Source organism: Acidovorax soli (assembly GCF_014207955.1).
Classification (GTDB): Bacteria; Pseudomonadota; Gammaproteobacteria; order Burkholderiales; family Burkholderiaceae_C; genus Acidovorax; species Acidovorax soli_A.
Map to the genome: position 1 here is coordinate 352,260 of NZ_JACHLK010000007.1, position 24,826 is coordinate 377,085.

The 24,826-nt window shown below is 69.7% G+C and carries 25 protein-coding genes; 5 read left to right on the forward strand and 20 right to left on the reverse strand.

All coding sequences use genetic code 11. The features are described from left to right. Positions 1–3: 3 nt before the first annotated feature. Complete coding sequence (locus tag HNP48_RS19195) at positions 4–246, forward strand: hypothetical protein (protein WP_184859929.1); 243 nt, start codon at positions 4–6, stop codon at positions 244–246. Here the strand turns inward: HNP48_RS19195 and HNP48_RS19200 are convergent, their stop codons facing one another. The 7 genes from HNP48_RS19200 to HNP48_RS19230 are packed head-to-tail and all read right to left on the reverse strand — an operon-like array spanning position 247 to position 7,829. Further along, positions 247–858, reverse strand: a complete 612-nt coding sequence (locus HNP48_RS19200) for an alkylhydroperoxidase domain protein (protein ID WP_184859931.1) — start codon at positions 856–858, stop codon at positions 247–249. Further along, positions 855–1,523, reverse strand: a complete 669-nt coding sequence (locus tag HNP48_RS19205; RefSeq protein WP_184859933.1) for a CMD domain protein — start codon at positions 1,521–1,523, stop codon at positions 855–857. The genes HNP48_RS19200 and HNP48_RS19205 overlap by 4 nt, the downstream gene beginning before the upstream one ends. Further along, positions 1,520–2,626 (reverse strand): putative FMN-dependent luciferase-like monooxygenase, encoded by a 1,107-nt coding sequence (locus tag HNP48_RS19210; RefSeq protein WP_184859935.1) that lies wholly within the window; start codon positions 2,624–2,626, stop codon positions 1,520–1,522. Before HNP48_RS19210 ends, HNP48_RS19205 begins: the two co-directional genes overlap by 4 nt. Then, entirely contained in the window at positions 2,556–4,268 is a 1,713-nt protein-coding gene (locus HNP48_RS19215; RefSeq protein ID WP_184859937.1) for an ABC transporter ATP-binding protein, read from the reverse strand. The genes HNP48_RS19210 and HNP48_RS19215 overlap by 71 nt, the downstream gene beginning before the upstream one ends. Continuing rightward, on the reverse strand, positions 4,265–5,206 hold the full coding sequence (locus HNP48_RS19220; RefSeq protein WP_184859939.1) for an ABC transporter permease: 942 nt from the start codon (positions 5,204–5,206) through the stop codon (positions 4,265–4,267). Before HNP48_RS19220 ends, HNP48_RS19215 begins: the two co-directional genes overlap by 4 nt. A gap of 4 nt (positions 5,207–5,210) precedes the next feature. Then, positions 5,211–6,152 carry an ABC transporter permease gene (locus HNP48_RS19225; protein WP_184859941.1) on the reverse strand — a complete coding sequence of 314 codons (942 nt, stop codon included), beginning with the start codon at positions 6,150–6,152 and terminating at the stop codon, positions 5,211–5,213. 27 nt (positions 6,153–6,179) lie between these two features. Then, positions 6,180–7,829, reverse strand: a complete 1,650-nt coding sequence (locus tag HNP48_RS19230) for a TIGR04028 family ABC transporter substrate-binding protein (protein WP_260420297.1) — start codon at positions 7,827–7,829, stop codon at positions 6,180–6,182. Positions 7,830–8,154: 325 nt separating this feature from the next. On the opposite strand from HNP48_RS19230, the gene HNP48_RS19235 reads away from it, so the two are divergent. From HNP48_RS19235 to HNP48_RS19245, 3 genes are all read left to right on the forward strand, one after another. Further along, positions 8,155–8,721: an OsmC family protein gene (locus HNP48_RS19235; RefSeq protein ID WP_184859945.1), complete on the forward strand. Its 567-nt coding sequence runs from the start codon at positions 8,155–8,157 to the stop codon at positions 8,719–8,721. 23 nt (positions 8,722–8,744) lie between these two features. Further along, positions 8,745–9,545, forward strand: a complete 801-nt coding sequence (locus HNP48_RS19240) for a VOC family protein (protein ID WP_184860025.1) — start codon at positions 8,745–8,747, stop codon at positions 9,543–9,545. A 92-nt stretch (positions 9,546–9,637) separates the two neighbouring features. Continuing rightward, positions 9,638–10,321 carry a histidine phosphatase family protein gene (locus HNP48_RS19245; protein ID WP_184859947.1) on the forward strand — a complete coding sequence of 228 codons (684 nt, stop codon included), beginning with the start codon at positions 9,638–9,640 and terminating at the stop codon, positions 10,319–10,321. A 6-nt stretch (positions 10,322–10,327) separates the two neighbouring features. Here the strand turns inward: HNP48_RS19245 and HNP48_RS19250 are convergent, their stop codons facing one another. The 12 genes from HNP48_RS19250 to HNP48_RS19305 all read right to left on the reverse strand — a co-directional run bounded on the left by HNP48_RS19250 (position 10,328) and on the right by HNP48_RS19305 (position 23,447). Continuing rightward, positions 10,328–11,026, reverse strand: a complete 699-nt coding sequence (locus tag HNP48_RS19250; protein WP_184859949.1) for a hypothetical protein — start codon at positions 11,024–11,026, stop codon at positions 10,328–10,330. 21 nt (positions 11,027–11,047) lie between these two features. Beyond that, entirely contained in the window at positions 11,048–11,449 is a 402-nt protein-coding gene (locus HNP48_RS19255) for a response regulator (protein WP_184859951.1), read from the reverse strand. A gap of 5 nt (positions 11,450–11,454) precedes the next feature. Next, a complete protein-coding gene (locus HNP48_RS19260; RefSeq protein ID WP_184859953.1) occupies positions 11,455–13,683 on the reverse strand; it encodes an ATP-binding protein in 2,229 nt (742 codons plus the stop codon). Further along, a complete protein-coding gene (locus tag HNP48_RS19265) occupies positions 13,680–14,321 on the reverse strand; it encodes a biliverdin-producing heme oxygenase (protein ID WP_260420289.1) in 642 nt (213 codons plus the stop codon). Before HNP48_RS19265 ends, HNP48_RS19260 begins: the two co-directional genes overlap by 4 nt. A gap of 168 nt (positions 14,322–14,489) precedes the next feature. Next, positions 14,490–15,836 (reverse strand): tetratricopeptide repeat protein, encoded by a 1,347-nt coding sequence (locus HNP48_RS19270; RefSeq protein WP_184859955.1) that lies wholly within the window; start codon positions 15,834–15,836, stop codon positions 14,490–14,492. A 44-nt stretch (positions 15,837–15,880) separates the two neighbouring features. Beyond that, on the reverse strand, positions 15,881–16,489 hold the full coding sequence (locus HNP48_RS19275; RefSeq protein WP_184859957.1) for a hypothetical protein: 609 nt from the start codon (positions 16,487–16,489) through the stop codon (positions 15,881–15,883). A 3-nt stretch (positions 16,490–16,492) separates the two neighbouring features. Next, positions 16,493–17,896 carry an amidase gene (locus tag HNP48_RS19280; RefSeq protein WP_184859959.1) on the reverse strand — a complete coding sequence of 468 codons (1,404 nt, stop codon included), beginning with the start codon at positions 17,894–17,896 and terminating at the stop codon, positions 16,493–16,495. Between the two features lie 123 nt (positions 17,897–18,019). Beyond that, positions 18,020–19,510: an ABC transporter substrate-binding protein gene (locus HNP48_RS19285; RefSeq protein WP_184859961.1), complete on the reverse strand. Its 1,491-nt coding sequence runs from the start codon at positions 19,508–19,510 to the stop codon at positions 18,020–18,022. Between the two features lie 96 nt (positions 19,511–19,606). Further along, complete coding sequence (locus HNP48_RS19290; protein ID WP_184859964.1) at positions 19,607–20,494, reverse strand: ATP-binding cassette domain-containing protein; 888 nt, start codon at positions 20,492–20,494, stop codon at positions 19,607–19,609. Continuing rightward, positions 20,491–21,531, reverse strand: coding sequence for an ABC transporter ATP-binding protein (locus HNP48_RS19295; RefSeq protein ID WP_184859966.1), 1,041 nt, complete (start codon positions 21,529–21,531; stop codon positions 20,491–20,493). Before HNP48_RS19295 ends, HNP48_RS19290 begins: the two co-directional genes overlap by 4 nt. Before the next feature lie 55 nt (positions 21,532–21,586). Beyond that, positions 21,587–22,471, reverse strand: coding sequence for an ABC transporter permease (locus HNP48_RS19300; protein ID WP_184859968.1), 885 nt, complete (start codon positions 22,469–22,471; stop codon positions 21,587–21,589). Positions 22,472–22,484: 13 nt separating this feature from the next. Further along, a complete protein-coding gene (locus tag HNP48_RS19305) occupies positions 22,485–23,447 on the reverse strand; it encodes an ABC transporter permease (protein WP_184859970.1) in 963 nt (320 codons plus the stop codon). Between the two features lie 231 nt (positions 23,448–23,678). Between HNP48_RS19305 and HNP48_RS19310 the strand changes: the two genes are divergently transcribed. Next, positions 23,679–23,939 carry a YfhL family 4Fe-4S dicluster ferredoxin gene (locus tag HNP48_RS19310; protein ID WP_184859972.1) on the forward strand — a complete coding sequence of 87 codons (261 nt, stop codon included), beginning with the start codon at positions 23,679–23,681 and terminating at the stop codon, positions 23,937–23,939. Positions 23,940–24,020: 81 nt separating this feature from the next. Here the strand turns inward: HNP48_RS19310 and pth are convergent, their stop codons facing one another. After that, a complete protein-coding gene (gene pth, locus HNP48_RS19315; RefSeq protein ID WP_184859974.1) occupies positions 24,021–24,662 on the reverse strand; it encodes an aminoacyl-tRNA hydrolase in 642 nt (213 codons plus the stop codon). Between the last annotated feature and the right edge of the window lie 164 nt (positions 24,663–24,826).

A 24,826-nucleotide genomic window follows, 5' to 3' on the forward strand; every position in this document is an offset into this window, starting at 1 on the left:
GCCATGACAGGTCCATCCGCTTCCCTGCAGGCTGGCCGGCTGTGGGCTGCTGCAATGGCCTGCGCGGTACTTGCCACAGCGGCGCTCGCCGCCCCCGCGCCCTGGTTCTACTGGCGCAGCAAGGTCGATGGCCAACGCGTCTGTGCCCAGACCTCGCCCGGCAGTGGCTGGGAGAAGGACAGCCCGCCTTACGACGGACCGGGCTGCACCCCGCGCCGCAAGGTGCTCATCGTTCCCATGCGCTGATCAGACCTTCACCGCAGCTTCCTGCGGCTCGCCCAGCGAGAGCATCAACCGGTTCGCCCAGTTGAAGAAGGCCGCGCCGTGCAGCGCATCCGAGATCGCGGCGTCGTCCAGCCCCTGGTCGCGCAATGCGGCGATGTGCTCCGTGCCAAAGTCCAGCGGCGTGTCGCTGAGCGCCACCGAGGCCTGCACGATGGCGTTCCAGCGCGGGCCCAGGTCGGTGTCCGTGCCTTCGTCGAGCAGGCGCTGCACGTCGTCCGCGCGGCCCGAGAAATGCGAGGCAAAGCGCGCATGCACCGAGGCGCAGTAGATGCAGCCGTTGTGGCGCGAGGCGGCCGTGGCCGACAGCTCGCGCTCGGCACGCGGCAGGCCGGCATCGGGGTTGTAGAAGATGTCCTTGTCGGTGCGCGTGCGTGCGCCCAGGATGTCGGGGTCGCGTGCCAGCAGCCGGAAGTAGGGCGACTTGGCGCGCGCCGCATCCACCAGGCCTGCCAGGTGGCGCTCGGTCAACTCGTCTTCGGGCAGCGGCGCCAGCCAGGGCAGCCATTCGAGCTGGGCCTGCGTGAAAGCCACGGGTTCCTGGCTGCCGGGATGGGAAAGGGTGGTGTCGCTCATGCCTGGGTGGTCTCGCTGGATGCCTGGTTGCCGGTGTGTGCGGGGGCGGCGGCCAGGGCCCGCAGCCCGGCGACCACGCGGATCTGGAATGCCAGAAAGGCGACCAGCTGCGACAGGGTCACGATCTCGGTGGTGCGCCAGCCGGCGTCGAGCAGCGCCTGCAAGGCGGCAGGGCTGGCATCGCGCGGGTGCAGGGTGAGCAGGTGCGCGTGCTCCAGCGCGGCCGACAGCGGCGCGCCGAGCACGGCGCGCTGGGCATCGCCCACGTGGTAGGCGGGGCCAGCAGTGTCCTCCTCGCTCAGCGGGCCGGGCGGGTAGTTGCCATAGGGTCCACGCGCCGCGCCGCGCACCACCTCGGCTGCGATGGCCTGGGGCACGCCGGGGCGGGCCTGGCGCGCGCCTTCGGCCGCCAGCGCAGCGTTGTAGAAGGCCGTGGCATCGGGCTGCTGGTGCAGGCCGGCCACAAAGGCCGCCACGGCCTGGCGGTCGGCCAGGCTGAAGCGGCCGGGCTGGGGTGCCTGGGGCTCGAACAGCGCCAGGTAGCTCTGCTGTGCATGGGTGCGCGCCTGCAGGCGGTGGCGGCGGAGGGTGTCGAGCCGGTCGCCGGGTGTGATGCCGGTGAGCAGGTCGATCACGTCAGGGGTGGTGTCGGCGGTCTGGGTCATGCGGGTTCCGTGAGGGGTTGCAAAAGAGGGGCGCGAGGAGTCGCTGCGGGCGGATGCCGGGGCACCCAGCCCAGGGCAGGGGCCACCTCGGTGGCCGTGAGCTCGATGGAGCGCAGGATGGCTGCGTGCGGTGGGTCCACGGAGTGCACCTGGAACACGAGGTCCGTCACGCGCTCGAGCGTGGTGTCCGCGCGCAGCGAGGCGACCACGTCCTCGGGCGTGCCCAGGTGCACGTCGTAGGCGGCGATAAGCTGGGCCAGCGGCGCATCGGGCCCCAGGCGGGGTGCGCTGCCCGACGGGGCGGCCTGCGCTGCAAAGCGCGCGGCTGCGCGGCGCAGGCCGGTATCGGCCAGGCGCAGCGCCTCCTGCCGGCTGTCGGCCACGAACAGGCTGCGCGAGCCCACGATGCGGGGCGTGGCGCCGGCGGGCAGTGCGGCCAGGTAGGCATCGATGATGGGGTTCTGGATGTCCGCCAGCGGGGCCTGGGGCGCTCCGTCGGGCCGCGGCTGGGTGCGCGAGAGCATGAGCCCATCGCCCGCCTGCCCGGCGCGCGTGCCACCCGCCACCGAGAAGGTGGCCTGCCAGATGCGGCCGAGCAACTGCTGTGCGGCGGGGTAGAGCGTGTCGCCCCCTGGAAGGGGTTGCCCGGCCCAGGCTTTGCGCAGCAGCGCCAACTGGCGGGCAAAAATCGCTGAGCGGTCCTCGCTGTCGAGACCGAACGCTGCGAACGACTCGGGCGTGCCGCCCGTGCCCACGCCCACCTCGAGCCGGCCGCCTGTGAGCAGGTCCAGCACGATGGCGTCCTCGGCCACGCGCACGGCGTTTTCCAGCGGCAGGGTGATGATGCCCGTGCCCAGGCGGATGCGCTGGGTGCGTGCAGCCACATGCGCGAGGAAGACCAGGGGCGAGGGCAGGCCGCCTTCGTGTTCGTGGAAATGGTGCTGCGCGACCCAGGCCGAATCGAAGCCCAGGGCCTCGGCGTGGGCGATCTGCTCGGCCACCAGGCGGTAGCGCTCACCCGCCGGGGCGTCGTCAAGCAGCCTGCTGAAGAAGCCCAGGCGTTTCGGGGTCGGAGATTTGATCGGGGATGTTGGGGAAGGCATGGTCGTTGTTTCTGGGTGCGGCATTGCCGGGGATGGCGTTGATGAGTTCGCGCGTGTAGTCGCTGCCGGGCGAAAGGAACACGTCCCGCACGCGCCCCGCGTCCACCTGGCGGCCGGCGTGCAGCACCGAAACGGTGTCCGCGATCTGGCGCACCACGGCCAGGTCGTGCGAGATGAAGAGGTAGGTCAGCGCGAGGTCGCGCTGCAGCTGTTCGAGCAGCGCGAGGATCTGCGCTTGCACGCTCACATCCAGGGCCGAGACGGCCTCGTCGAGCACCAGCACCTGCGGGCCCAGGATGAGCGCACGCGCAATCGCCACGCGCTGGCGCTGCCCGCCCGAGAGCGCGCGCGGCGGGCGCTGCAGCACGGCCGGCGGCAGGCCCACGCGGGCCAGGATGTCATGCACGCGGCGCTCGCGCTCAGGCCGTGCAATGGGCTCGTAGTTGAGCAGCGGCTCCTCGATGATCTGGTAGACCGTCTGGCGCGGGTCCAGCGAGCTGAAGGGGTTCTGGTGCACCAGCTGGATGCGCCGTCGCGCCTGGCGCAGCGCCTCGCCGCGCAGCGTGGCCAGGTCCACCCCTTCGACGAGGATGCGGCCCGCCGTGGGCCGCGCAAAGCCCACCACATCGCGGATGGTGGTGGTCTTGCCCGAGCCCGACTCGCCCACCAGCGCATGCGTGGTGCCGCGCCGCACCTGGAAGCTCACGCCATCCACCGCGCGGAAGGGCTGGCGTTGCCCCGCCACGGGGAACTCGTGCACCAGGCCTTCCACGGCAATGGCGATGTCCTGTGCCGAGCCATCCTGCTGCATGGGGGCGGGGCGGAAGAGGCCGCCCGACAGCGAAGGTGCATCCGCCAGCAACTGGCGTGTGTAGGCGCTGCCGGGGCGGCGCAGCAGGCCCTGCGTGGGGCCCTGCTCCTGGATGCGGCCGCCTTGCATCACGACGAGCCGGTCAGCCCGGTCGGCGGCCACACCCAGGTCGTGCGTGACCAGCAGCACGGCCGTGCCGTCCTCGCGGCGCAGCCCGTCGATCAGGTCCAGGATGCGCCGCTGCACCGTCACGTCCAGCGCGCTCGTGGGTTCGTCGGCAATGATGAGGGCCGGGCGCAGCGCGATGGCGATGGCGATCAGCACGCGCTGGCGCATGCCGCCCGAGAGCTCGTGCGGGTACTGGCGCGCGCGCAGCGCGGGCTGGGACAGGCCCACGCGTTCGAGCAACTCCAGCACACGCACCTGGATGGCCTGGCGGTCGCCATAGCGGTGGATGCGCAGGATCTCGCCCACCTGCTCGCCCACCGTGCGCACGGGGTTGAGCGAGCTGGTCGGGTCCTGCGGGATCAGGCTCACCACGCGGCCCCGGATGCTGTCCAGGCGCTCGGGCGACCAGCCCGCGATGTCGGTGCCGTTCAGGCGGATGGCGCCGTGTTCGAGCACGCCGTTGTCGGCCAGCAGGCCGATCACGGCCTGGGCCGTGGTGGTCTTGCCCGAGCCCGACTCGCCCACCAGGGCGACGACCTCGCCGGGCGCAATGGAGAACGACACGCCGTGCACCACACGCTGGGCCTGTTGCTGCCGGTCGCGGTAGGCGATGGCCAGGTCTTCGACTTCGAGCACAGGGGACTTGGCGGGAAGGCTGCTCATGGCCGGCCTTTCGCAATCGCCGCGCTGATGCGGTTGGCCGAGAGCACCACGGCCACCACCACCACACCGGGCACCGTGGTGAGCCACCAGGCGGTGGAAATGTAGTTGCGCCCCTCGGCGATCAAGAGGCCCCACTCGGGCGTGGGCGGCGGCGCGCCGTAGCCCAGAAAGCCCAGCGTGGAGATGGACAGGATGGCCGAGCCGAACTGCAGCGCCGCCATGGCGATCACCGAGGTCAGCGAGTTGGGCAGCACATGGCGCCACAGCACGGCGGCAAAGCGCCCGCCGCTGCCGAATGCGGCCTCCACGTACTCGGTACGCCGCACGCGCACCACCTCCGAGCGCACCAGCCGCGCGAAGGTTGCCACCGAGGCCACGCCCACGGCAATGGCCGCGTTGATGGTGCCAAAGCCCAGGATGATGATGATGGACAGCGACAGCAGCAGCGGGGGCACGGACAACAGCACGTCCACCGTGCGCATCAAGGCATCGTCCACCCAGCGGCCCACCGAACCCGCCACCAGGCCCAGCAGCGTGCCCAGCACCAGGCCCACGGCCACGGCCACGAAGGCGCCCGAGAGCGAATGCACGGCGCCATGCACCAGGCGCGCATAGACGTCGCGGCCCAGCGCATCGGTACCCAGCCAGTGCGCGGCGCTCGGGCCCTGCAGCTGGTGCCCGGCCGTGCCCTGGATGGGGCTGTGGCCTGTGAACAGGCCCGGTGCCAGCGCCCAGAGGGCAACGAGGGCGATCACCGCCCAGGCCAGCAGCAGCGTGGTGGGCGTTTTGCGCAGCCGGCGCACGGTGCGGGCGCAGGGCAAGGATTGCCGGGGCGCTGGCGCCGCCGCGGGTGCTGCGGCCACTGGAGCGGGTGCCTCCGTGCGCTGGGGCGTGCCCAGCAGCAGGCTGGGGTCGGCCGCGTGTGTATGCGTGGTCATGGGGTCAGGTTCCGGGAGAATGGCGCAGCCGCGGGTCGAGCACTGGGTAGAGCAGGTCCACGGCCAGGTTGATGAGCACGAAGGCGGTGGCCGAGAACACCACCACGGCCTGCAGCACGGCCGTGTCCTGGTTGCCCACGGCCTGCTGGGTGAGGCTGCCCAGGCCGTTGAGGCCAAAGACCGCCTCCGTCACCACGGCGCCGGCCAGCAGCTCGCCGAACAGTACGCCCGCGATGGTCAGCGTGGGCAGCAGCGCATTGCGCGCCACGTGCTTCCAGAGCACCCACTGGCGCGTGGCACCCTTGGCGCGCGCCACGGCCACGAAGGGCTGGGTGAGCACCTCGTCGATGTTGCGCAGCAGGATCTGTGCGAGCGGTGCCGAGATCGGGACCGCGAGGGTCAGCGTGGGCAGCACCAGCCCCTCCCAGCGCCCCGGGTTGATCACGGGGATCCAGCCCAGGCGGAAGGACACGACCTGGATCAGCATGATGCCCAGCCAGAACACCGGCACCGAGACGAACAGCGAGGGCAGCGACTGCAGGGCCGAGCGCAGCCAGGAAAGGCGTGCGAGCTGCGCGGCAAACGCCAGCGCCACGGCCAGCAGCAGCGCCGTGGCAAAGCCGAAGCTGGCCAGCCGCAGCGTGGGCGGCAGGTTGGTGGCCAGCCCCTGGCTGACCGGCACCCCGGCCTGCACCGAATAGCCGAAGTTGCCCGTGAGAAAGCCGGTGAGGCTGTGCAGGTACTGGCGCCACACGGGCGTGTCGGCCCCATAGGCGGCGCGGATGTCCGCGATCTCCTGCGGGCCCAGGGCGAACTCGGGGCTCAGGAACTTGATCAGCACCGCATCGGCCGGCAGCAGCTGCAGCAGGATGAAGGACGCCGTGAAGGCCGCCCAGAGCACCAGCAGGGCCTGGCCGATGCGGCGCGCGAGGTAAGGCAGGTTCATGCAAGGCCTCCGTGCTGTTGCGCCCTATCAGGGCTGCTTGCTCACCCAGGTGCTGTAGAAGCTGGGCCGGCCCACGGCCTCGAAGCCCACATCGCGCACCCAGGTGGCGCCGGCGAAGGCCTGGGGCTCCTCGAACACCGGGATCACATAGGCCTGGTCGATCAGGTAGTGCTGCACCTCACCGGCCAGCGCCAGGCGCCTGGCCGGGTCGGTCTCGGCCGCGATGGCGTCGAGCAGGCCGTTGAGCTTGTCATCGACAAAGGCCTTGACCTTGCCGCTCACCCCGCCCTTTTGCAGCAACACGTTGCGGTTGGTGGGGTAGTAGTTGCTCTTGATCACGTCGGGATCGGCGCGGCCCACCATGCCGGGCGATACCGGGGTCTTCTCGGGGTCGAGGTTGTCCACCGTGCGGCTGCCGCTGTCGCCGGCCAGCACATTGAGCTTCACGCCCACCTTGGCCCACTGCTGGGCGATGAGCTGCAGCGTCTCCTTGTTCTGCGGCTGGGGCAGCGATTCGTAGGCGGCCAGCACCAGTTCCTTGCCGTCCTTCTGGCGCAGGCCGTTGGCGCCCGGGGTCCAGCCGGCCTCGTCCAGCAGCTTCTTCGCGGCCGCCTCGTCGTAGGCCAGCTTGGCCGACAGGTCCACATAGCCCGCCGCCGTGGAGGCGATGACCGACTTCGCCTGCGGGTAGTTGGCCGAGAACAGGGTCTGCACGATCTCCTGCGTGTTGGTGGCGTGCAGCAGGGCCTTGCGTACCTTCACGTCGGCCACCAGCGCGTTGTCGGGACGGAACACCACACTGTTGTTCACGCCGCGCGTGGAGGGCGCGTAGATCTGGAACTTCTGCTCCTGCACGCGCTTTTCGTCATAGGCCTGCACCTGGCGGATGAAGCCGGCCTGGCCCGCCAGCAGCGCGCCGATGCGCACGCTGTCCTCGGGCGTCACGATGAACTTGACCTCATCGAGCCGCGCGCGGCCCTGGTGGGCCAGCCTGGCCGGGCCCCAGGCGTACTCCTTGCGCGCCTGCAGGGTGAGCTCCTTGCCCAGGGTCTCGCTGGTGACCACGAAGGGGCCGGAGCCGATGATCTTGGTCGCGTCGCCCAGTTCCTCGAAGGGGCGTGCCAGCGTGGCCAGCGAAACCAGGCCCGAGCCGATGACCGAGGTGCCCTGCAGAAAGCCCGGCGAAGGTTTCTTGAAGGTGAACTTCACCGTGAGCGGATCCAGCACCTCGCTTTTTTCGTAGTTGTTGATGACCTCCGAGACGGGCAGCTTGAGTTCCTTGTTGCCCAGGCCGTAGGTGTCGAAATTCTTCGCCACGGCGGTGGCATCGAGCGGCGTGCCGTCGGAGAAGGTGACCCCCTTGCGCAGCTTGAAGGTGTATTCGGTGGCCGTGGCGTTCACCTCCCACGACTCGGCGATCCAGGGCTGGATCTCCAGCGTCTTGGGGTCCTGGTAGGTGAGTTTGTCGGTGATCTGGTTGAGCACGCCGCCGTTGGGGTAGAAGCCCCCGGCCGGCGGGTACAGGTTGGTGTGGGCCTGCTGCTCCAGGTACACCAGGGTGCCGCCCTGCACGGGGCCGTCGCTGGCCGCAGCCGCGGCTGGCGTGTCCTTCTTGGAGCAGCCGGCCAGCAGCACGCCCAGCGCCAACACCGGGATGCCCACGGCAGCCCAGACCATCGATTTTTTCAGGGGAAACACGTTCATACCTCGCGCCGCGAAAGGCGTCCAAAAATGCGTTCACAACTCCCGGCTGCCGCCCTCGGCGCAGACCCGGTCCACGCAATTCATGGTATCGGCGCTACATAAACGCATTGGTATAAAAAGTAGCATCGTTATTTGAAAACCGCGCGTGGGCGTGACCGCACCGCATATCCGGAATGCGCATAAGCGCGCGCGGTTTTGTCGCTTCCCAGGCGGCGGTGCGGCGCCGAACAATGGCCCGAACGTCCGTGATCCGCGCTCCGTCTGCCGCGGCACGCACGCACCGGAGAACCGACCCGCCATGAGCCATCTGAACGATTACCTCGCCGAGAAACGCGCTGCCGTGCTGGCGCGCCAGGCCGCCATCGACGCGGGCACGGCCCAGCCCGCCGCCCTGAAGGCGCGCGTGAGCGCCGAGGGCCGCAGCGGCGTGCGCCGCCTGCGCATCCGCGACCACCAGGTCATCAGCGACAGCCCGCCCGATTTCGCGGGCTACAACCTGGGACCGAGCTCGCCGGAGCTGCAGCTCGGCGTGCTGGGCACCTGCGTCACGCACATCTTCCTGATCCAGGCGGCCGAGCGCCAGGTGCCGCTCGAAAGCCTGGAGGTCGAGGTCACCGGCATCATCGACCCGCGCGGCGGCAAGCCCGGCCACGAGGCCACGCCCATCTGGCCGCATGAGATCGCCTACACGGTGCACATCGACTCGCCCGCGAGCCGCGCCGACATCGACGCCCTGTTCGAGGCGGTGGAGCGCAACTGCCCTATCCTGAACCTGCTGCGCAATCCGCAGGCCATCCGTGCCGGGGTGCAGCTCACCAATTCCAAGGCCGCGGCGCCCGTGATCGAAGAGGCGGTGGCGGCATGAGCGCCGGCACTCCCGCCCAGGTCCTGGCCTTGCCGCTCGACCATGTGGTCATCGCCGTCAACGACCTCGACGCCACCATCGCCGACTACCGCACGCTGGGCTTCAACGTGCTGCGCGGTGGCGACCACCCCGGCCGGCCCACGCACAACGCCCTGGTGGTGTTTGCCGACGGCAGCTACTTCGAGCTGATCGCGTGGCGCGAGCCGGCGCCCGCCGACCGCTGGTGGCAACTGTTGCAGCAGCATGGCGAAGGCATCGTGGACTTTGCCCTGCTGCCGCCCGGCACCGCCACCACGGTGGCGGCGGCGCAGGCACGCGGCCTGGCGCTGAGCGGCCCGCACGACGGCGGCCGTGTGCGGCCCGACGGGGAGCAACTGCGCTGGCAGACCGCGCGCCCGCCCTCGCACGACCTGCCCTTTCTGTGCGGCGACATCACGCCGCGCGCGCTGCGCGTGCCCGAGGGCGAGGCGCGCGTGCATCCCAACGGCGCCACCGGCGTGGCCAGCCTGTCCATCGCGGTGCACGACCTGCCCGCCAGCCTGGGCCGCTACCGGGCCCTGCTGGGCGAGCCGCCGCAGGGCGCACCGGCCAGCCATGCCAGCGCCGCGGTGGATCTGCCCCACAGCGACGTGCAGATCGGCCTGGTGCGTGCCGGTGCCAGCACCCTGGTGCTGGGCGCGCCGCGCAGCGGCGAGGGTGCCCTGGCCCGGCATCTGGCCACGCGCGGCGAAGGGCCGTACGCCCTGGTCCTGGCCCGTGGGGCGGAGGGTGCAGCGCCGGTGCTCGATCCGGCCCTGGCGCATGGGGCCCCCATCCGGTTCTGAGCGGCCGCCTTTCCCGCCTGCCAGTGCTGTGCGGGAAAGCACTGGCAAGCGACTTGCTTGCATTACTGTGCATGCATTCGATAATGGACGGGATGACCGAACTGATACTGATACGCCACGGCGAGACCGACTGGAACCGTGAGCTGCGCTTCCAGGGCCAGGTGGATGTGCCCCTGAACGCCACAGGCCACGAGCAGGCGCGCCGCCTGGCCGAGCGCCTGGGGGCCGAGCGCCTGGCCGTGGACCACCTGGTCTGCAGCGACCTCATCCGCACCCGCCAGACCGCGCAGCCCGTGCTGAACACGCTGCTGCCCGCACTGAACCTCGACGATGTGGTGGACGCCAGCCTGCGCGAGCAGAGCTTCGGCCTGGTCGATGGCATGCGCGTGGACGACATCAAGCTGCAGCACGCGGGCGCCTGGGAGAACTGGCTGCGCTTCGACGCCGACGGCGGCATGCCCGGCGGCGAGACCACGCGCCAGTTCCACACCCGCGTGATGGACGCGGTGCGCCGTCTGGCGCAGCAGTACGCGGGCAAGACCCTGATGGTGGTCACGCACGGCGGTGTGCTCGACATGGTCTGGCGCACGGCGCAGGGCGTGGGCCTGCATGGCCCGCGCCAGAGCGACATCCCGAATGCCGGTTTCAACCGCGTGCGCCTGAACGGCGACACCATCGAGCTGCTGCATTGGGCCGATGTGCGCCACCTGGCGGACCTGCCGCCCCAGCCGGTCTACGACCAGAAGAAGCTGCTGGTGGAGAGCGCCGCAGAGTGAGGCGCTTCACGCGGGCAGCGTGATGTCCACCTGCGGTCCGGCCACCTGAACCTGCACGCCCAGGGGCTGCGCCAGTTGCTGCAGGGCCGCCAGGTCCAGCGCCGGAGGCCGCGCCGGGCCACCCGCTTCGGGCGGCGCCAGCAGATCCGGGGATGCGGTCGATGTGCCGTCGGCGCACACCCGCACGCCGCGTGCGCCCAGGGGCTCGACCGTGACCCGGGCGGGCGCCGGGCCGGGCCGTTCGGCCAGGTGGTAGATGGCGGCCAGCACCAGGTACAGCAGGCTGTGCGGTACCTTGTCGTTGCCCTCCCAGCCGGGCGCGTCGTCGGCCAGGGGCTCCATCTCGGTGCCACGCGCCATGAGCATGGGGCGCGCCAGTTCCACGGCCTCGCGCGCCAGCTCCTGCACGGTGTGGCGGTCGTTGATCTGCAGATCCCACAGGCGCAGCCGGCGGATGTGGCGCGCAATCTCGGCGAGCTGCTCCTCGATCTGTTCGATGCGCTCCACGGCCTGGTCCGGGGGCAGATCGCCCTGGCCCAGGCGCCGCTTGAGCAGCATGGTGCCCATGCGCATCACCGACAGCGGGCTGGCCACGTCGTGCCGCAGCACCGGCATGGCGCGCATCAGCACGGCATGCTGCAGTCCGGCATCCGTGAGCTCCCGGGCGGCACCGGACACCAGGGGGGCGGGCTTTTTGGCAGGCATGTGCGGGGACGGTCCTTGAACTCAGGGGGCGGGCGGGGCCTGCAGTGCTGCGGCGCAGCGTGCGAGCAGGGCATCGAAGGCATCGAAGTCGAGCGGCTTGCCCAGGATGTAGTCGAAGGCGCCCATCTGGCCGCCCGCCGTCCTGGCGTTGCCCGAGGCCATGCCCGTGATGGCAATCGCAAAGCAGCGGCCATCGCCGTGGCCGGCCACACTCGCACGCAGCAGGGGCACGAGGTCCGAGCCGGCCATGTCGGGCAGGTTCTGGTCGACGAGGAAGATCTGCGCAGGCTTTTCGTGAGCCAACTCCAGCGCACGGGCCGCGGTGGCGGCCGTGCGCACGGCATGGCCTTCCATGGACAGCAGTTCTTCCAGGAGTTCGGTGGCATCCCGGTTGTCGTCGATGACAAGGATCTCTAGCGGCATGGTGGTCAGGAGGGTGGATGGTCGGCGGCGCCGGGCGGGCGCAGGGGCAGGTGCACCGTGAACACCACGTGCGGCGCTTCGTGGGCGTAGCCGATGCGACCGCCGTGGCCCTGCACGATCTGGTGCGCGATGTACAGGCCCAGCCCCAGCCCGGAGCGGTTGCGCGCCTTGCCCACGGACGAGGACTTGAACGGGGTGAACAGGTCGGCCGCCACCTCGGGCGCGATGGCCGGTGCCACATTGCGCACCTGGACCACGGGCCCGGCCTCGGAGCCCTGGGCGTGCACTTCGACCGGGTGGCCGGCATCGCCATGGTGGCGGGCATTGCTGATGAGGTTGGCAAACACCTGGGCGATGCGATCGGGGTCGGCCTCGGTGCGCAGGCTGTCGGGCAGGTGCGCCACCAGCTGCAGGCCCGGGTGGGCCGTGCGTGCCTCGTCCATCAGGTCGGTCAGCAATTGCACCAGGTCGATGCTGGCGGGCCGCAGGTCCAGGCCCAGGCGGCTTTGCAGCCGCGACATGTCCATCACCTGGCTCACCAGTCGCTGCATGCGGCTGCTGCTGGACTGGATGCGCTGGCCCAGCCGGCCGGTGTGGGCATCGGTGCCATTGTTCTTTTCGAGCACCCGCGCCGCCATGCTGATGGAGTGCAGCGGGTCGCGCAGGTCGTGGCCCAGCACGGCCATCAGGTGGGCGCGAGCGTTGTTCAGTTCGGCATGGCGGGCACTCTGGGCGCGCACCAGTTCCGCGAGCAGCTGGCGGGCGATCTCCAGGTCATCGCCGGCCCATTGCTCGGCGGTGGAGCGCACGATCTCCTTCCACAGATCGAACGAGCCGCGCGGCGTGAGGCGCGGGCCCAGCGGGCCTGGGCGCACCTCCTTCTCGGGCTTGCCGCCCCAGTGGATGGTTTCGATCTGTTCCTTGCGCAAAAACACCAGCCAGCTGCCCCGGTGCATGTCCAGTGGCAGGGCGAGCACGCCGCACCAGGGCGACAGCCGCACGCCGACTTCGGGCGCTTCCAGCGGCAGGGCGTGGGTGGCGTACAGGGGGCTGCCGGCGTGCGTGGCGTCCAGCCACTGCAGCAGCGCCCGGGCAGCGGGGTCACCGATCTCCCCCTGGGTGCACAGCTTGCTGTGCTCGGAGACGATGAGGGCGTCGGCGTGCATCGACTGCATGAGGGCGCCGGCATGGGAGCACAGGGCGCTGAACTCGTCGTCGGAATGCAGCACGCTTTCCATCACGCGCGTGCGCAGCTCGGCCACCTGCTGCTGGCGTTCGGCCTGCTTGCGCGCCAGGGCCGCCTGGATGTTGGCGCCCAGCATCTGCGCCATCACGTCGCAGGCCATGCGCACGCTGTAGGGCACCTGGCGCGGCCCCATGTGGTGGCAGGCGAGCAGCCCCCACAGCCGGTTGTTGATGACGATGGAGATGCTCATGGACGCGCCCACGCCCATGTTGTTCAGGTACTCGATGTGGATGGGCGAGACGCTGCGCAGGATGGCGGCGCTCAGGTCGAGCGCCGCACCACCGGCAGACGCCAGGGGGACCGGCGTGGCCTGGACGTCGGCGATCAGGCGCAGGGTGTTGGCCACGTACAGCGCGCGCGCCTGGGCCGGAATGTCGCTGGCCGGGTAGCGCCGGCCCAGGTAGGGGTCGAGAAAATCCGCGCACGACTCGGCCACCACGTCGCCGCTGCTGTCCGGCCGGAAGCGGTAGGCCATCACCCGGTCGAAGCCGGTGAGTGCGCGCACCTCCTGTGTGGCCAGCTGCAGCAGGTCGTCGATGGAGGCGCGCGGGCGGCGCAGCTTCTCCATGGCGCGGTGGGCCTGCACGGCAAAGCCCGTGAGTTCATCGCTCGATGCCTGGCGCGCCTCGAACTCGATCACCAGCAGTTCGTGCGACTGGTGCAGCACCACGTCGAAGCGGTGGCCTGCAGCCTCCAGTTCGGTGGGCATGGGCAGGTCGGCCGCAGCGCCCAGTGCGGCCAGGCCTTCGTCGAGCAGCTCGCCCAGGGCCGGGTGCTGAGCGACCAGGGCGCTGCTGCGCAGCCGTTCGCCCGGCTGCACGGCATGCCCCAGCAAAGCCTGGGCATTGCGGCTGGCGTGGCGCACCAGGCCGCTCCCGTCCACGGCCACGAGCACGCCATGGGACTGGATGGAGCCTGGAATGTGGATGGGTTCGCGGTCGCAGTTTTCCAGCGTGGCTGGCTGCACGGGGCCCGCGCCGGAGTTCATGCCGGAGTTCCTTCAAGCGCTTCGGCATGCGCCTGCAGGCCCTGGAAGGCCGCCCGTGCGCCGTCGCAGGCGGCCGCAACGGCGGCGGCCGAAGCCAGGTGGGTGCGCAGCAGCGCCATGAAGGTCTTCCAGCGCGCCCCGGTGCCGGTGCCATCGCCCTGCAGGTAGCGCAGCGGGTGCGGGGCCAGGTGCGGTGCAAGCCTGCGGTAGAGCACCTGCCCGCCCAGTTGCGAGCCTTCCACCACATAGGCCATGCCCCAGTGCACAGCGTCCGCCTGGTTCGGGTGGCGGGCCAGTGCCTGGTCCATGCATTGCAGGGTGGCTGTGCTGGGGTAGGGCCAGGGCTGAGCGCGGGCCTGCTCCAGGTCCTGCCGCAGGGCCACGAGCCGTTCGGGGGGCGCAAAGAAAAAGCCCGTCTCCCGGGTCTGCAGGTGCAGCAGCAGGGGCCACAGCGCCTGCAGCCAGGCCGCGACCATGTGCGTGTGCGCGGCGTAGTCGGCCAGGGTGGCACCCTCGCGGCCAATGGGCAGGCTGGCGTCGAGCCGGGCATGCTGCCCGGCGGTGGCCTGGCGCAAGGCCTGCAGCGCATCGGTCGTGGCGGGCAGGGAGGGCGTGGGGGCGTGGGCGTTGTGCGGCAAGGTGCGGAAACCGGTGGAGGGAACGCGCACCGCGCCCCGGGGCACTGTGCGTTGCCATTCTAGAACCGGATTGGCCCGCGGCGGGCCCGCGCAGGCAGGGGTTTGCACCGTGCGCGGCCCCGCACTACGACAATGCGCGGTGCGGCTACACGGCCGCAAGGTCCTGTCCTACGCGGTGCCCAGGGGGCCGTCCAGGGCGAGTGCTGCATACACGCTCCGCAGCTGCCGCGCCAGGCGCTTGGACTCGGGTTGGGCGTTGGCCTGCGGTTGCAGCAGGTTCTGCAGCGGGGTCCACTGGCCGCTTCGGGCCAGTGCGTCAAGGTAGATCTGGTGGAACAGGTCGCGCTGCGCATGGCTGCCGCCCACGGCCACCAGTTGCGGCAGCGCCAGGCCCAGCTGCTGCACGGCGGCGGCCCAGTCGCCCGTGGCATGCGCGAGCAGGCCGTGGGCGGCGGGCACGCAGACCTGCTGCCATACGGTGCGCTCGTGCGCTTCGGTGCGGCTGGCGGCGTGGGCCCCGATGTGCTGCAGCAGGGTGCGTGCTTCGGCCATGCGGCCGGCACGGGCCAGGCCGTAGAGGTACTGCAGGTCCAGGAAGGGCAGCACCTGGTCCGACAGGCGCTGCGCCAGGTGGCCGGACACGTCAGCCCAGCGTGCGGCGCCCACGTCCACCCCGGCCAGTTCCAGCCGTGCGAGCAGCGAGACGGCGTTGATCTGATCCTGCGTGTATTCCTTGACCACGCCCCAGACCTGCTGGTCGTACAGCGCCAGCACCTCGGCATGGCGGTCCTGTTCCAGCAGAAACAGGGCCTGGTGCCACCAGTTGTGGGTGACCATGAAGGAGTTCAGCCCCGTCCAGGTATCGCTGACGCCGGCCATGAAGTCCGTGCCCTCGGCAATGCGGCCCTGGGTCAGCATCACGTGGGCCAGGGCATGGTGGGCCCAGGGCTCCTTGCGGCACAGGGCTACCGCATGCCGGGCCGAGGCCTCGGCGCGGTCGAGCAGGTGGCATTGCTCCCAGCCAAAGGCCAGCATGCCGTGCAGGTACGGCACTTCGGCCGCTGCGGGCAGCGCAGCCAGGGCGATGCGCAGCATGCCCGGCGAATCGCCGCGGTTGAACAAATGGTACTGGCCGAGCTTGAGCGAAGCCAGGTCGCGTGGGTGCAGGCGGGCCTGCTCTTCATGCAGGGCAATGGCGCGCGGCAGGTCGCCCGCCACCCAGGCGGCCACGGCGGCGACAAAGCGCCGCTCGCGCTCCGTGGCCCGGCCGGCCGCGGCCTGCGCGCGCTGCAGGTAAGGCCGTGCATTGCGCGGCGCATCGGCCGATTCGGCAAACATGTGGAGCGCCGCGCAGCAAGCCTGCACGATGGCGCTTTCGTCCTGTTCGGCGGCGAGCACGTTCACGGCGCGCGCCTCGCAGGCGATGAAGCCCTCGACGAAATCGTTCAAGGCGGCCAGGCTGCCCGGCTCGTGCAGGGTGACGGGGTTGCCCAGGCTGTCGGTGGCGGTGTGCATCAGTGCATTGTGCGGTGGACGGCAGGCATGCGCCTTGCGCTGGCTCAGCTGCCGTTGACGAGGGCCTGGTAGGCCGTGCGCGTGGCGGGCGATACCGAGGCCACGAGCTGCTCGTGCGGCGTCTTGTGGCGCGCCAGCATGCGCGCCGTGGCGATGGTCTTGGACTTGCAGAACCAATGGCAGCTGTGCTGCATGAGCAAGAGCTCGGCCGTCATCACGAAGGCCTTGTCCTTGGGTGTGCGGTGCTCACTGTTCTCCGCCACGCTGGCGATACCGCGCGCGTGGATGGCCAGCGCACGGCGCATGTCGAAGGTGGCGGCGGGCAGGATGGCCTGCGCGAACGGGATGGCCAGCGCCAGCCGGCTCACGCGGGCCTGCACTTCGTCGACCTTGGAGAAGTCGGCCGCGAAGCGCGTGAACTGCTCGGCCAGCTGCGATTCGGTCGTCTCCAGCAGCGACCAGATCTGGCCGCGCCGCTCGTCGGTGCTTTCGCCCAGTGCGCGCAGGTAGCCCTCGGTCAGCGCCTCCATGAGCTTTTCGATCTGGTAGTTGGCCAGGTGTGCGCCGAGCAGCGCAATGCGCTTGCGCTGCTCCTTGGCATTGAGCATGTAGACGCCGCTGGCGATCAGGATCGACAGGATCAGGACGTCCATGGATCAGGCCTTGGGCGGCTGGGGCCAGGGGCGCTGGGTGCCGCGCACCAGCTCGAAGGCGCGCGAGACCTGCAGCACGCCCAGGTCGTCAAAGCGCGCACCGGCGATCTGCAGGCCAATGGGCAGGCCGGCCTGTGTGTAGCCGCAGTTGACCGAGGCGGCGGGCTGCTCGGACATGTTGAACGGCACGGTGAAGCCGATGTGCTCCAGCGGGCGCAGCGGGTCGTTGGTGGGCGAGGGCAGCTCGGCCTGGAAGGCGACGTTGGGCGCCACGGGCGAGATCACGTAGTCAAACGCATTGCAGGCCTTGACCGCGGCCACGCGCGTGAGGTGGAACTGCTGGCTGGCGTTGAACACCGCCTGGCCCGACATGCCTTCGGCACTGTCGGCCCAGGCGCGGATGTAGGGCAGCACCTTCTCGCGCTTGGCGGGGGCCAGGGCCTGCATGTCGGTGAAGGAGCGCATGCGCCAGAAGTGGTCCATGCCGTCGAGCATGGCCTGCGTCATGAACGGGCGCATCGGCACGATGGTGGCGCCGGCGGCCTCCATCAGGTGCGCGGCGTTCTCCACGGCGGCACGCACTTCGGGGTCCACGGGCAGGCCGCAGCCGGCGTCCAGCAGCAGGCCGATGCGCAGGCCGCGCAGGCGTTCGGTGCCCTGGTCGAACCGGTCCCAGGCGATGTCCTGGGCCGGCAGGCCCATGCTGTCGCGCGCGTCGGGGCGGCTCAAGACCTGCATCATGAGCGCGGCATCGGCCACAGTGCGGGTCATGGGGCCGGCGGCGCGGCCGGTGTAGGGCGGGTCGATCGGGATGCGGCCCAGGCTGGGCTTCAAGCTGAAGATGCCGCACCAACTGGCCGGCAGGCGCAGCGAGCCGCCGATGTCGGTGCCGATGTGCAGCGGGCCGTAGCCGGCCGCCGCGGCCGCGCCACCGCCGGCACTGGAGCCGCCCGGGCCCTTGCTGGTGTCCCAGGGGTTGCGCGCAAGGGGGTGGAAGCTCGACAGCCCGGAGGAGAGCATGCCGTAGTCGGGCATGGTGGTCTTGGACACGACCACGGCACCGGCCTCGCGCATGCGCGCGGCGGGCGGCGCATCGGCGGCGGCGGGCACCAGGTCCACGGCGGCCGTACCGGCTGGCAATGGATCCCCCTCGGTGGCGATGTTTTCCTTGATGGTGGCCGGCACGCCGTCGAGCAGGCCCAGGGGCTCACCCCGGGCCCAGCGGGCCTCGGAGGCGCGCGCCTGTTCCAGCGCCCGCTCGGGGCGCAGCAGGTAGGTGGCCTGGATGTGGGGTTCCCAGGCTGCGATGTGGTTCAGCACGGCCTGCGTGACCTCGACGGGAGAAAGCGTGCGCTGGCGGTAGGCCGCGGTCAGTGCGTGGGCGGGCAGGTCGTGCAGGTCACTCATGGCAGGGGGCGAAGGGGCAGGGAGGATAGAGAAAAAGGCTGCCGTGCATGCACGGCAGCCAGGGGGGAAGGACGAGGGCCGCTGCAGCAACGGGAGGCTGCGCAGCCCCTGCCGCCGGCGTCGTCAGGCCCAGGACAGGGCCGAGATGTCGTTCACGAACACGGGCATGTCTTTCCACAGGCCCTTGAGGTTCTTGTTGGCCACCGTGATCCACTGGTTCTGGTACAGGAAGGCATGCACCGCATCCTGCGCGATCAGGCGCTGGGCGTCGCCCAGCAGGCGCGAGCGGTCGGCGGGGCGGGCAGCGTTCTTGATCTGGTTGAAGATTTCGTTGAACTTGGGCGAGTTGTAGCCCCAGTAGTAGTCGGGCTTGGCGAAGTTGCCCAGGTCGAACGGCTCCACGTGCGAGATGATGGTCAGGTCGTAGTTCTTGTTGCCGTAGGTGCCGCTGAGCCACTGGGCCCATTCCACGTTCTGCAGCTTGGCGGTGATGCCGATCTTGGCCAACTGGGCCGCGATCACTTCGCCGCCCTGGCGCGCGTAGGGCGTGGGCGGCAGGGTCACGGTCAGTTCCAGCGGCGTCTTCACGCCGGCCTCGGCCAGCAGCTTCTTGGCCTTTTCCACGTCGTAGGGGTTCACGCCCGTGGTGTCCACGTAGCCGAAGGCACCGGGCACATAGTGGCTGCCGATGGGCGCGCCATAGCCATCGGCCGCGCCTTCGATCACGGCCTTGCGGTCCACGGCGGCGGCGATGGCGCGGCGCACGCGCACATCGTCGAGCGGCTTCTTGGCGTTGTTGATGGCCAGGATGGTCTTGGCGCGCGAGCCGCTCACCACCACCTGGAAGCGCGGGTTGGACTTGAACTGCGCCACGCTGCGCGGCGTGACGCGCGGGAAGGCGTCCACATCACCGGCCAGCAGGGCGGCGACCTGGGCCGCCGGGTCGGAGATGAAGCGGAAGGTGGCGCGCTTGATCTTGATGGTGGCCGGGGCGCGGAAGCCGCTCCAGGCCGCCAGCACCACGGAGGAGCCCTTGTTCCATGCATTGAGCTGGTAGGGGCCGGTGCCCACGGGCTTGGTGGCATTGCCTTCGGCGCTCTTGGGCTCCACGATGATGGACGTGGCCTGGCCCAGGATGAACAGCAGGTCGGGGTCGATGTCCTTGTTGAGCACCACCACGGTGTAGTCGTCCACCACCTGCGTGGTGAGGTTGGCGAAGGTGCGCTTGTCCTTGTTGGTGCTCTTCTCGCCGCCCGCGCGGTCGTAGGAGAACTTCACGGCGGCGGCATTGAAGGGCTCGCCGTTCTGGAAGGTCACGCCGCGGCGCAGCTTGAAGGTGTAGGTCTTGAGGTCGGGCGAGACTTCCCAGCTCTCGGCCAGCAGCGGCGAGACGCTGCCGTCGGCATTGATCTTGGTGAGCGTTTCGAAGATGTTGTACTGCACGATCTCGGCGATGGCCGAGGCGGCGCCGGCCGTCGGGTCCAGGCCTGGTGGTTCCAGCGTCATGGCCAGTACCACGGCATCCTTGCGGCCCTGGGCGAGGGCGCCGAAGGGGGTGGCCAGGGGGACGGTGGCGATGGCGCCAGTGGCAAGAACGGTACGGCGGTTCAGCATGTTCGGACTCTCCAGACAAAAAACCAGACGAAAGCCCCGGTGCAAATTGTTACCGGGGAGCACGGAAGCTTTTTACACCATTGGGGACATGTATGGTTATGCGTTTTGCGCTGTGGCGGCCGCCCGGGCCGCGGCGCGGCGCGCACGTGCCCGCCCGGGCTGCACCTGGGGCACGGCAGCCACCAGCGACTGCGTGTAAGGGTGCTGAGCGTTGCGGAACAGCTCGGCCGGCGAACCGCGCTCGACAATGCGCCCCTGGTAGAGCACCACGACCTCGTCGCACAGGTGGTTGACCACCGCCAGGTCGTGGCTGATCAGCATGTAGGTGATGCCGAACTGCTGCTGCAGGTCCTGCATCAGGTTGAGCACCTGGGCCTGCACCGATACGTCGAGCGCGCTCACCGGTTCGTCGGCCACGATGAGGCGCGGGCGTGTGATGAGCGCGCGCGCAATGGCAATGCGCTGGCGCTGGCCGCCCGAGAATTCGTGCGGGTACTTGTCCAGGTCGTTGGTGCGCAGACCCACCTGCGCAAGCACCTGGCCGGCCTGCTCGCGCTGGGCAGCGCGGCTGGTCTCGCCCTGGGCCTGCAGCGGCTCGGTGACGATGCGCTCCACCGTCTGGCGCGGGTCGAGCGAGCCATAGGGGTCCTGGAACACCATCTGGAAATCGCGCCGCGCCTGGCGCAGCTCGGCTGGCGCCAGCGCGTGCAGGTTGCGCCCAAGCAGGTGCACCGTGCCAGAGGTGGGCGCATCGAGCGCCATCACCGTGCGCGCCAGGGTCGACTTGCCCGAGCCCGACTCGCCCACGATGCCCAGGCTGCGGCCCGAGGCGATGGAAAAGCTCACCCCGTTGAGCGCGTGCACCTTGCCGGGTGGGCGAAAGACATGCTCGCGCGGCAGCGTGTATTCGCGCACCAGGTCCGTGACCTGGAGCAGGGGGCCGTTGGCCGTGGTGGCGGGCGGGGTCTGTGCGTGTGCGTTCATGCGGGCACTCCCACGGCCGGGGCGGGCTGCTGTGCGCTCAGTGCCTGGGCGATGGCCTCATGGCGCAGGCAGCGCACGGCATGCTCGCCATCCTCGTCGCGGCCCACCACCTGGGCTGCCGGCCGCTCATGGTGGCAGATGTCGATGGTGTGGCTGCAGCGGCCGGCGAAGGGGCAGCCCGCAGGCAGGTCCACCAGCTCGGGCACGGTGCCGGCGATGGTGGACAGGCGTGGGCGCTCGCCCGGCGCGTGCACCGCACCGAGGTGCGGGCGTGCAGCGAACAGGCCGCGCGTGTAGGGATGGGCCATGGCCGAGAAGACCGAGGCGGTGGAGCCGCTTTCAACCACGCTGCCGCCGTACATCACGAGCATGCGGTCCACGTTCTGCGAAATCACCCCGAGGTCGTGCGAGATGAGGATCAGCGCCATGTTGCGCTCGGCCACCAGGTCGCTGATGAGGTCCAGGATCTGCTGCTGGATGGTCACGTCCAGTGCGGTGGTGGGTTCGTCGGCGATCAGCAGGTCGGGCCCGCAGGCCAGGGCCATGGCAATGGTGATGCGCTGGCGCTGCCCGCCCGAGAACTGGTGCGGGTAGGCATCGAAGCGCTGTGCCGCGTTGGGGATGCCCACGCGGTCGAGCAGGGAGATGGCTTCCTTGCGCGCTTCGGCCGCACCCATGCCGCGGTGCAGGCGCAGCGGTTCGGCCACCTGGCGGCCGATGGTGTGCACCGGGTTCAGCGCCGTCATGGGTTCCTGGAACACCATGCCGATGCGGTTGCCGCGCATGCGGCACATCTGCGCATCGCTGCGGCCCACGAGCTCCTCGCCGTCGAAGCGGATGCTGCCGCTGACCTGGGCACTCTCGGGCAACAGGCCCATGAGCGACATGGCGGTGATGGACTTGCCGCAGCCCGACTCGCCGATCAGGCCCAGGGTTTCGCCGCGTTCCAGGGCAAAGCTCACGCCGCGCACGGCGTCGGCAGGGCCCCGGTGGGTCTGCAGGCGGATCTGCAGGTTGGAGACTTCAAGCAGGGGCATGGCAGCAGGTACTCGTCTTCATCGTCGTCTTGGTCGTTCTTGCTGGCACTGCCAGTCACCGCTTGCGCGACAAGCGGGGATCGAGCAGGTCGCGCAGGCCATCGCCGAGCAGGTTCAGGCCCAGCACAGCCAGCGCGATGGCCACGCCGGGCCACACGGCCAGCAGCGGTGCCTGGAACATCAGCGTCTGCGCCTCGCTGAGCATGCGGCCCCAGGATGGCTGGGGCGGTTGTGTGCCCAGGCCCAGGTAGGACAGCGCGGCCTCGGCCAGGATGGCGATGGCGAACTGGATGGTGGCCTGCACGATCAGCACCGATAGGATGTTGGGCAGCACATGCTCGATGGTGATGCGCCAGCTGCCCTTGCCGCAGGCGCGGGAGGCGAGGATGTACTCGCGCGACCACACGGCATTGGCCGAGGCGCGCGTGACGCGCGCGAAGGTCGGTATGTTGAAGATGCCGATGGCGATGATGGAGTTGACGATGCCCGCGCCGAACACCGCCGTCATCATGATGGCCGAGAGGATGGCCGGAAAGGCGAAGGTGAAGTCCGCCAGGCGCATGATGAGCTCTTCCACCCAGCCGCGCTTGGCGGCTGCCAGCAGGCCCAGCGCCGTGCCGATGGTCAGGCCGATGCCCACGGCGATCACGCCCACCAGAATGGAGTTGCGTGCACCCACGAGCAGCAGCGAGGCCACGTCGCGCCCGAAGGCATCGGTGCCCAGCCAGTGCGCCATGGAGGGCGGCTGCAGCTTCACGGCCAGGTCCATCTCATAGGGCGACCAGGGCGTCCAGACCAGGGACAGGCCGGCCGCGACAAGCAGCAGCAGCGACAGCACGGCGCCGATGACGAAGCTGCGGTGGCGCAGTGCGCGGTGCCACCAGCCGGGGGCGGGTGCCCCAGCGGGGCGGATGGATGGGGTGGTGGGGACGGCGCTCATGGGTTGTCGGCTCTCAGATGTCGCTGGCTTTGACGCGCGGGTCGATCACCGCGTAGAGGATGTCCACCACGAAGTTCACGATGACCACCATGGCGGCCAGCAGCATCACGCAGTTGCGCACCACGATCAGGTCGCGGTTGGAGATGGACTGGAAGATCAGCCGCCCCAGGCCGGGCAGGTAGAACACGTTCTCGACGACGATGGTGCCGGCCAGCAGGTTGGCGAACTGCAGGCCCATCACGGTGATCACCGGGATCATGGCGTTGCGCAGCACATGGCTCCAGAGCGCGGCGCGCTGCGACAGGCCCTTGGCGCGTGCGGTGCGCACGAAATCCTCGCGCAGCACCTCGAGCACGGCCGAGCGCGTGATGCGCGCCAGGATGGCGGCCTGCACCACGGCCAGGGCAATGGCCGGCAGGAGCAGCGCCTTGAGGGCTTCGAGCGGGCTGCCGCCGGCGTCCTCGGTCCAGCCTGGGAAGCCGCCGGCCGAGAACCACTGCAGCTTCACCGAGAACAGCAGGATCAAGAGGATGGCGAACCAGAAGTTGGGAATGGCGATGCCGATCTGCGCCAGGCCCATCATGCCCACGTCACCGAGCTTGTTGTGGCGCGAGGCGGCGTACACGCCCGCGATCAAGGCCAGCACCGTGGTGATGACCATGGCCATCAGCGCCAGTGGCACCGTGAGGGCCAGACGTTCGAGCACCAGCTCCAGCACCGGGGTGCTGTAGGCGTAGCTGTTGCCCATGTCGCCCACCACCAGGCCGCTGATCCACTCCCAGTAGCGCTGCGTGGCCGGCTGGTCCAGGCCCAGCTTGGTGGCCAGGGCCGCCACGGCATCGGGGGAGGCATCCGGCCCCATGAGCATCTGCGCCGCATTGCCCGGCAGGATCTCCAGCACCAGGAAGACGACGATGGAGGCGCCGATCAGCGTCGCCAGGAGGGTGATGAACCGCTTGAGGAAGAACAGTCCCATGGTGGGGTGTCGTGTGGGTGGTGTGGTTGTGCGTGGCAGCCGGAGGGTGGGAATTTCCGGCGTCACAATTAATGTGTATACACAGCATAACGGCAAAAACACCCCCATCGGCGGTGTTGTGTTCCGGTGTGGCTCACAAGGTACATCCGGTTACCACGCGATAATATGCACCATGAAGCCTGCGCTGTCTCCTCTGTGTTCCATCGCACCCCGTGCGCAAGGGGGTGTGCCATGGCGTTGATGATCACCGATGAGTGCATCAATTGCGACGTCTGCGAGCCGGAGTGCCCGAACGACGCGATCTACCTGGGCGAGGAGATCTACGAGATCGACCCGCACAAATGCACCGAGTGCGTGGGCCATTTCGACGAGCCGCAGTGCGTGCAGATCTGCCCCGTGGCCTGCATCCCCGTGAATCCCCAGCATGTGGAAAGCCGCGAAACGCTGTGGCAGAAGTTCCAGCGCTTGCAGGCACCTCCAGCGCAGGCCTGATCACCTGGCACGAACGAGCATCCAAAGCAAAACAGCCCGCCAATTGGCGGGCTGTTTTGCTTCATGCCGTGCACCTGTAGCTCACTCCGGGGTGGGCGACGGTGGCTTGGTGGTCGCCAGTTCCGGCGGCCGCGGTGGCTTGGGGCGGGGCGGTTTCACGGTGTGGATCAGCAGTGTGGCCTTGTCCATCTCGCCAGCCAGCATGGCCGGGTAGGCCTTGACGGAGTGGGTGATGGAGTCTTCGATGGCCGTGCGCTGATCGGGGGCGGGTTTTTTCAGCACCCAGTTGGCCACTTCGGACTTCACGCCCGGGTGGCCGATGCCGATGCGCAGGCGCCAGTAGTCGGGCGAACCCAGTTGGGCATGGATGTCGCGCAGTCCGTTGTGCCCCGCATGGCTGCCGCCGCGCTTGAGCTTGACCTGGCCGGGCGGGATGTCGAGTTCATCGTGCACCACGAGGACTTCCTCGGGCGTGATCTTGAAGAAGCGGGCCAGGGAGGCGACCGACTTGCCTGACAGGTTCATGAAGGTCTGCGGCTGCAGCAGCCAGACGCTCTGGCCGTGCACGGTGGCGCGTGCCGCCAGGCCATGGTAGGAGCGCTCGGGAACCAGGTTCACCTTGAGCTCGCGCGCGAGGGCGTCGATCCACCAGAAGCCGGCGTTGTGGCGGGTGGCTTCGTAATCGGGGCCTGGGTTGCCCAGGCCGACAAACAGCTTGATCATGGGTGGGGATTATCGGTGGTGGGGCGGTGGTCGTCGTGCGGTTGTTGGTGGTTGCTACATGCCTGTGTTGAGGGCGGGAGCCGGGATGTGCGCCCGGCGGCGCACCTACCTTCTTTTGCTTCGTCAAAAGAAGGTAGGCCAAGAAAAGACGACCCCGCTGCCCG

Coding starts and splice junctions, on each gene's coding strand:
- HNP48_RS19280 (WP_184859959.1), bottom strand. CDS start 17,896: ATGAGTGACCTGCACGACCTGCCCGCCCACGCACTGACCGCGGCCTAC.
- HNP48_RS19305 (WP_184859970.1), bottom strand. CDS start 23,447: ATGGGACTGTTCTTCCTCAAGCGGTTCATCACCCTCCTGGCGACGCTG.
- HNP48_RS19250 (WP_184859949.1), bottom strand. CDS start 11,026: ATGCCTGCCAAAAAGCCCGCCCCCCTGGTGTCCGGTGCCGCCCGGGAG.
- HNP48_RS19285 (WP_184859961.1), bottom strand. CDS start 19,510: ATGCTGAACCGCCGTACCGTTCTTGCCACTGGCGCCATCGCCACCGTC.
- HNP48_RS19245 (WP_184859947.1), top strand. CDS start 9,638: ATGACCGAACTGATACTGATACGCCACGGCGAGACCGACTGGAACCGT.
- HNP48_RS19215 (WP_184859937.1), bottom strand. CDS start 4,268: ATGAGCAGCCTTCCCGCCAAGTCCCCTGTGCTCGAAGTCGAAGACCTG.
- HNP48_RS19290 (WP_184859964.1), bottom strand. CDS start 20,494: ATGAACGCACACGCACAGACCCCGCCCGCCACCACGGCCAACGGCCCC.
- HNP48_RS19200 (WP_184859931.1), bottom strand. CDS start 858: ATGAGCGACACCACCCTTTCCCATCCCGGCAGCCAGGAACCCGTGGCT.
- HNP48_RS19260 (WP_184859953.1), bottom strand. CDS start 13,683: ATGAACTCCGGCGCGGGCCCCGTGCAGCCAGCCACGCTGGAAAACTGC.
- HNP48_RS19310 (WP_184859972.1), top strand. CDS start 23,679: ATGGCGTTGATGATCACCGATGAGTGCATCAATTGCGACGTCTGCGAG.
- HNP48_RS19205 (WP_184859933.1), bottom strand. CDS start 1,523: ATGACCCAGACCGCCGACACCACCCCTGACGTGATCGACCTGCTCACC.
- HNP48_RS19300 (WP_184859968.1), bottom strand. CDS start 22,471: ATGAGCGCCGTCCCCACCACCCCATCCATCCGCCCCGCTGGGGCACCC.
- HNP48_RS19235 (WP_184859945.1), top strand. CDS start 8,155: ATGAGCCATCTGAACGATTACCTCGCCGAGAAACGCGCTGCCGTGCTG.
- HNP48_RS19295 (WP_184859966.1), bottom strand. CDS start 21,531: ATGCCCCTGCTTGAAGTCTCCAACCTGCAGATCCGCCTGCAGACCCAC.
- HNP48_RS19270 (WP_184859955.1), bottom strand. CDS start 15,836: ATGCACACCGCCACCGACAGCCTGGGCAACCCCGTCACCCTGCACGAG.
- HNP48_RS19225 (WP_184859941.1), bottom strand. CDS start 6,152: ATGAACCTGCCTTACCTCGCGCGCCGCATCGGCCAGGCCCTGCTGGTG.
- HNP48_RS19275 (WP_184859957.1), bottom strand. CDS start 16,489: ATGGACGTCCTGATCCTGTCGATCCTGATCGCCAGCGGCGTCTACATG.
- pth (WP_184859974.1), bottom strand. CDS start 24,662: ATGATCAAGCTGTTTGTCGGCCTGGGCAACCCAGGCCCCGATTACGAA.
- HNP48_RS19210 (WP_184859935.1), bottom strand. CDS start 2,626: ATGCCTTCCCCAACATCCCCGATCAAATCTCCGACCCCGAAACGCCTG.
- HNP48_RS19195 (WP_184859929.1), top strand. CDS start 4: ATGACAGGTCCATCCGCTTCCCTGCAGGCTGGCCGGCTGTGGGCTGCT.
- HNP48_RS19255 (WP_184859951.1), bottom strand. CDS start 11,449: ATGCCGCTAGAGATCCTTGTCATCGACGACAACCGGGATGCCACCGAA.
- HNP48_RS19220 (WP_184859939.1), bottom strand. CDS start 5,206: ATGACCACGCATACACACGCGGCCGACCCCAGCCTGCTGCTGGGCACG.
- HNP48_RS19230 (WP_260420297.1), bottom strand. CDS start 7,829: ATGGTCTGGGCTGCCGTGGGCATCCCGGTGTTGGCGCTGGGCGTGCTG.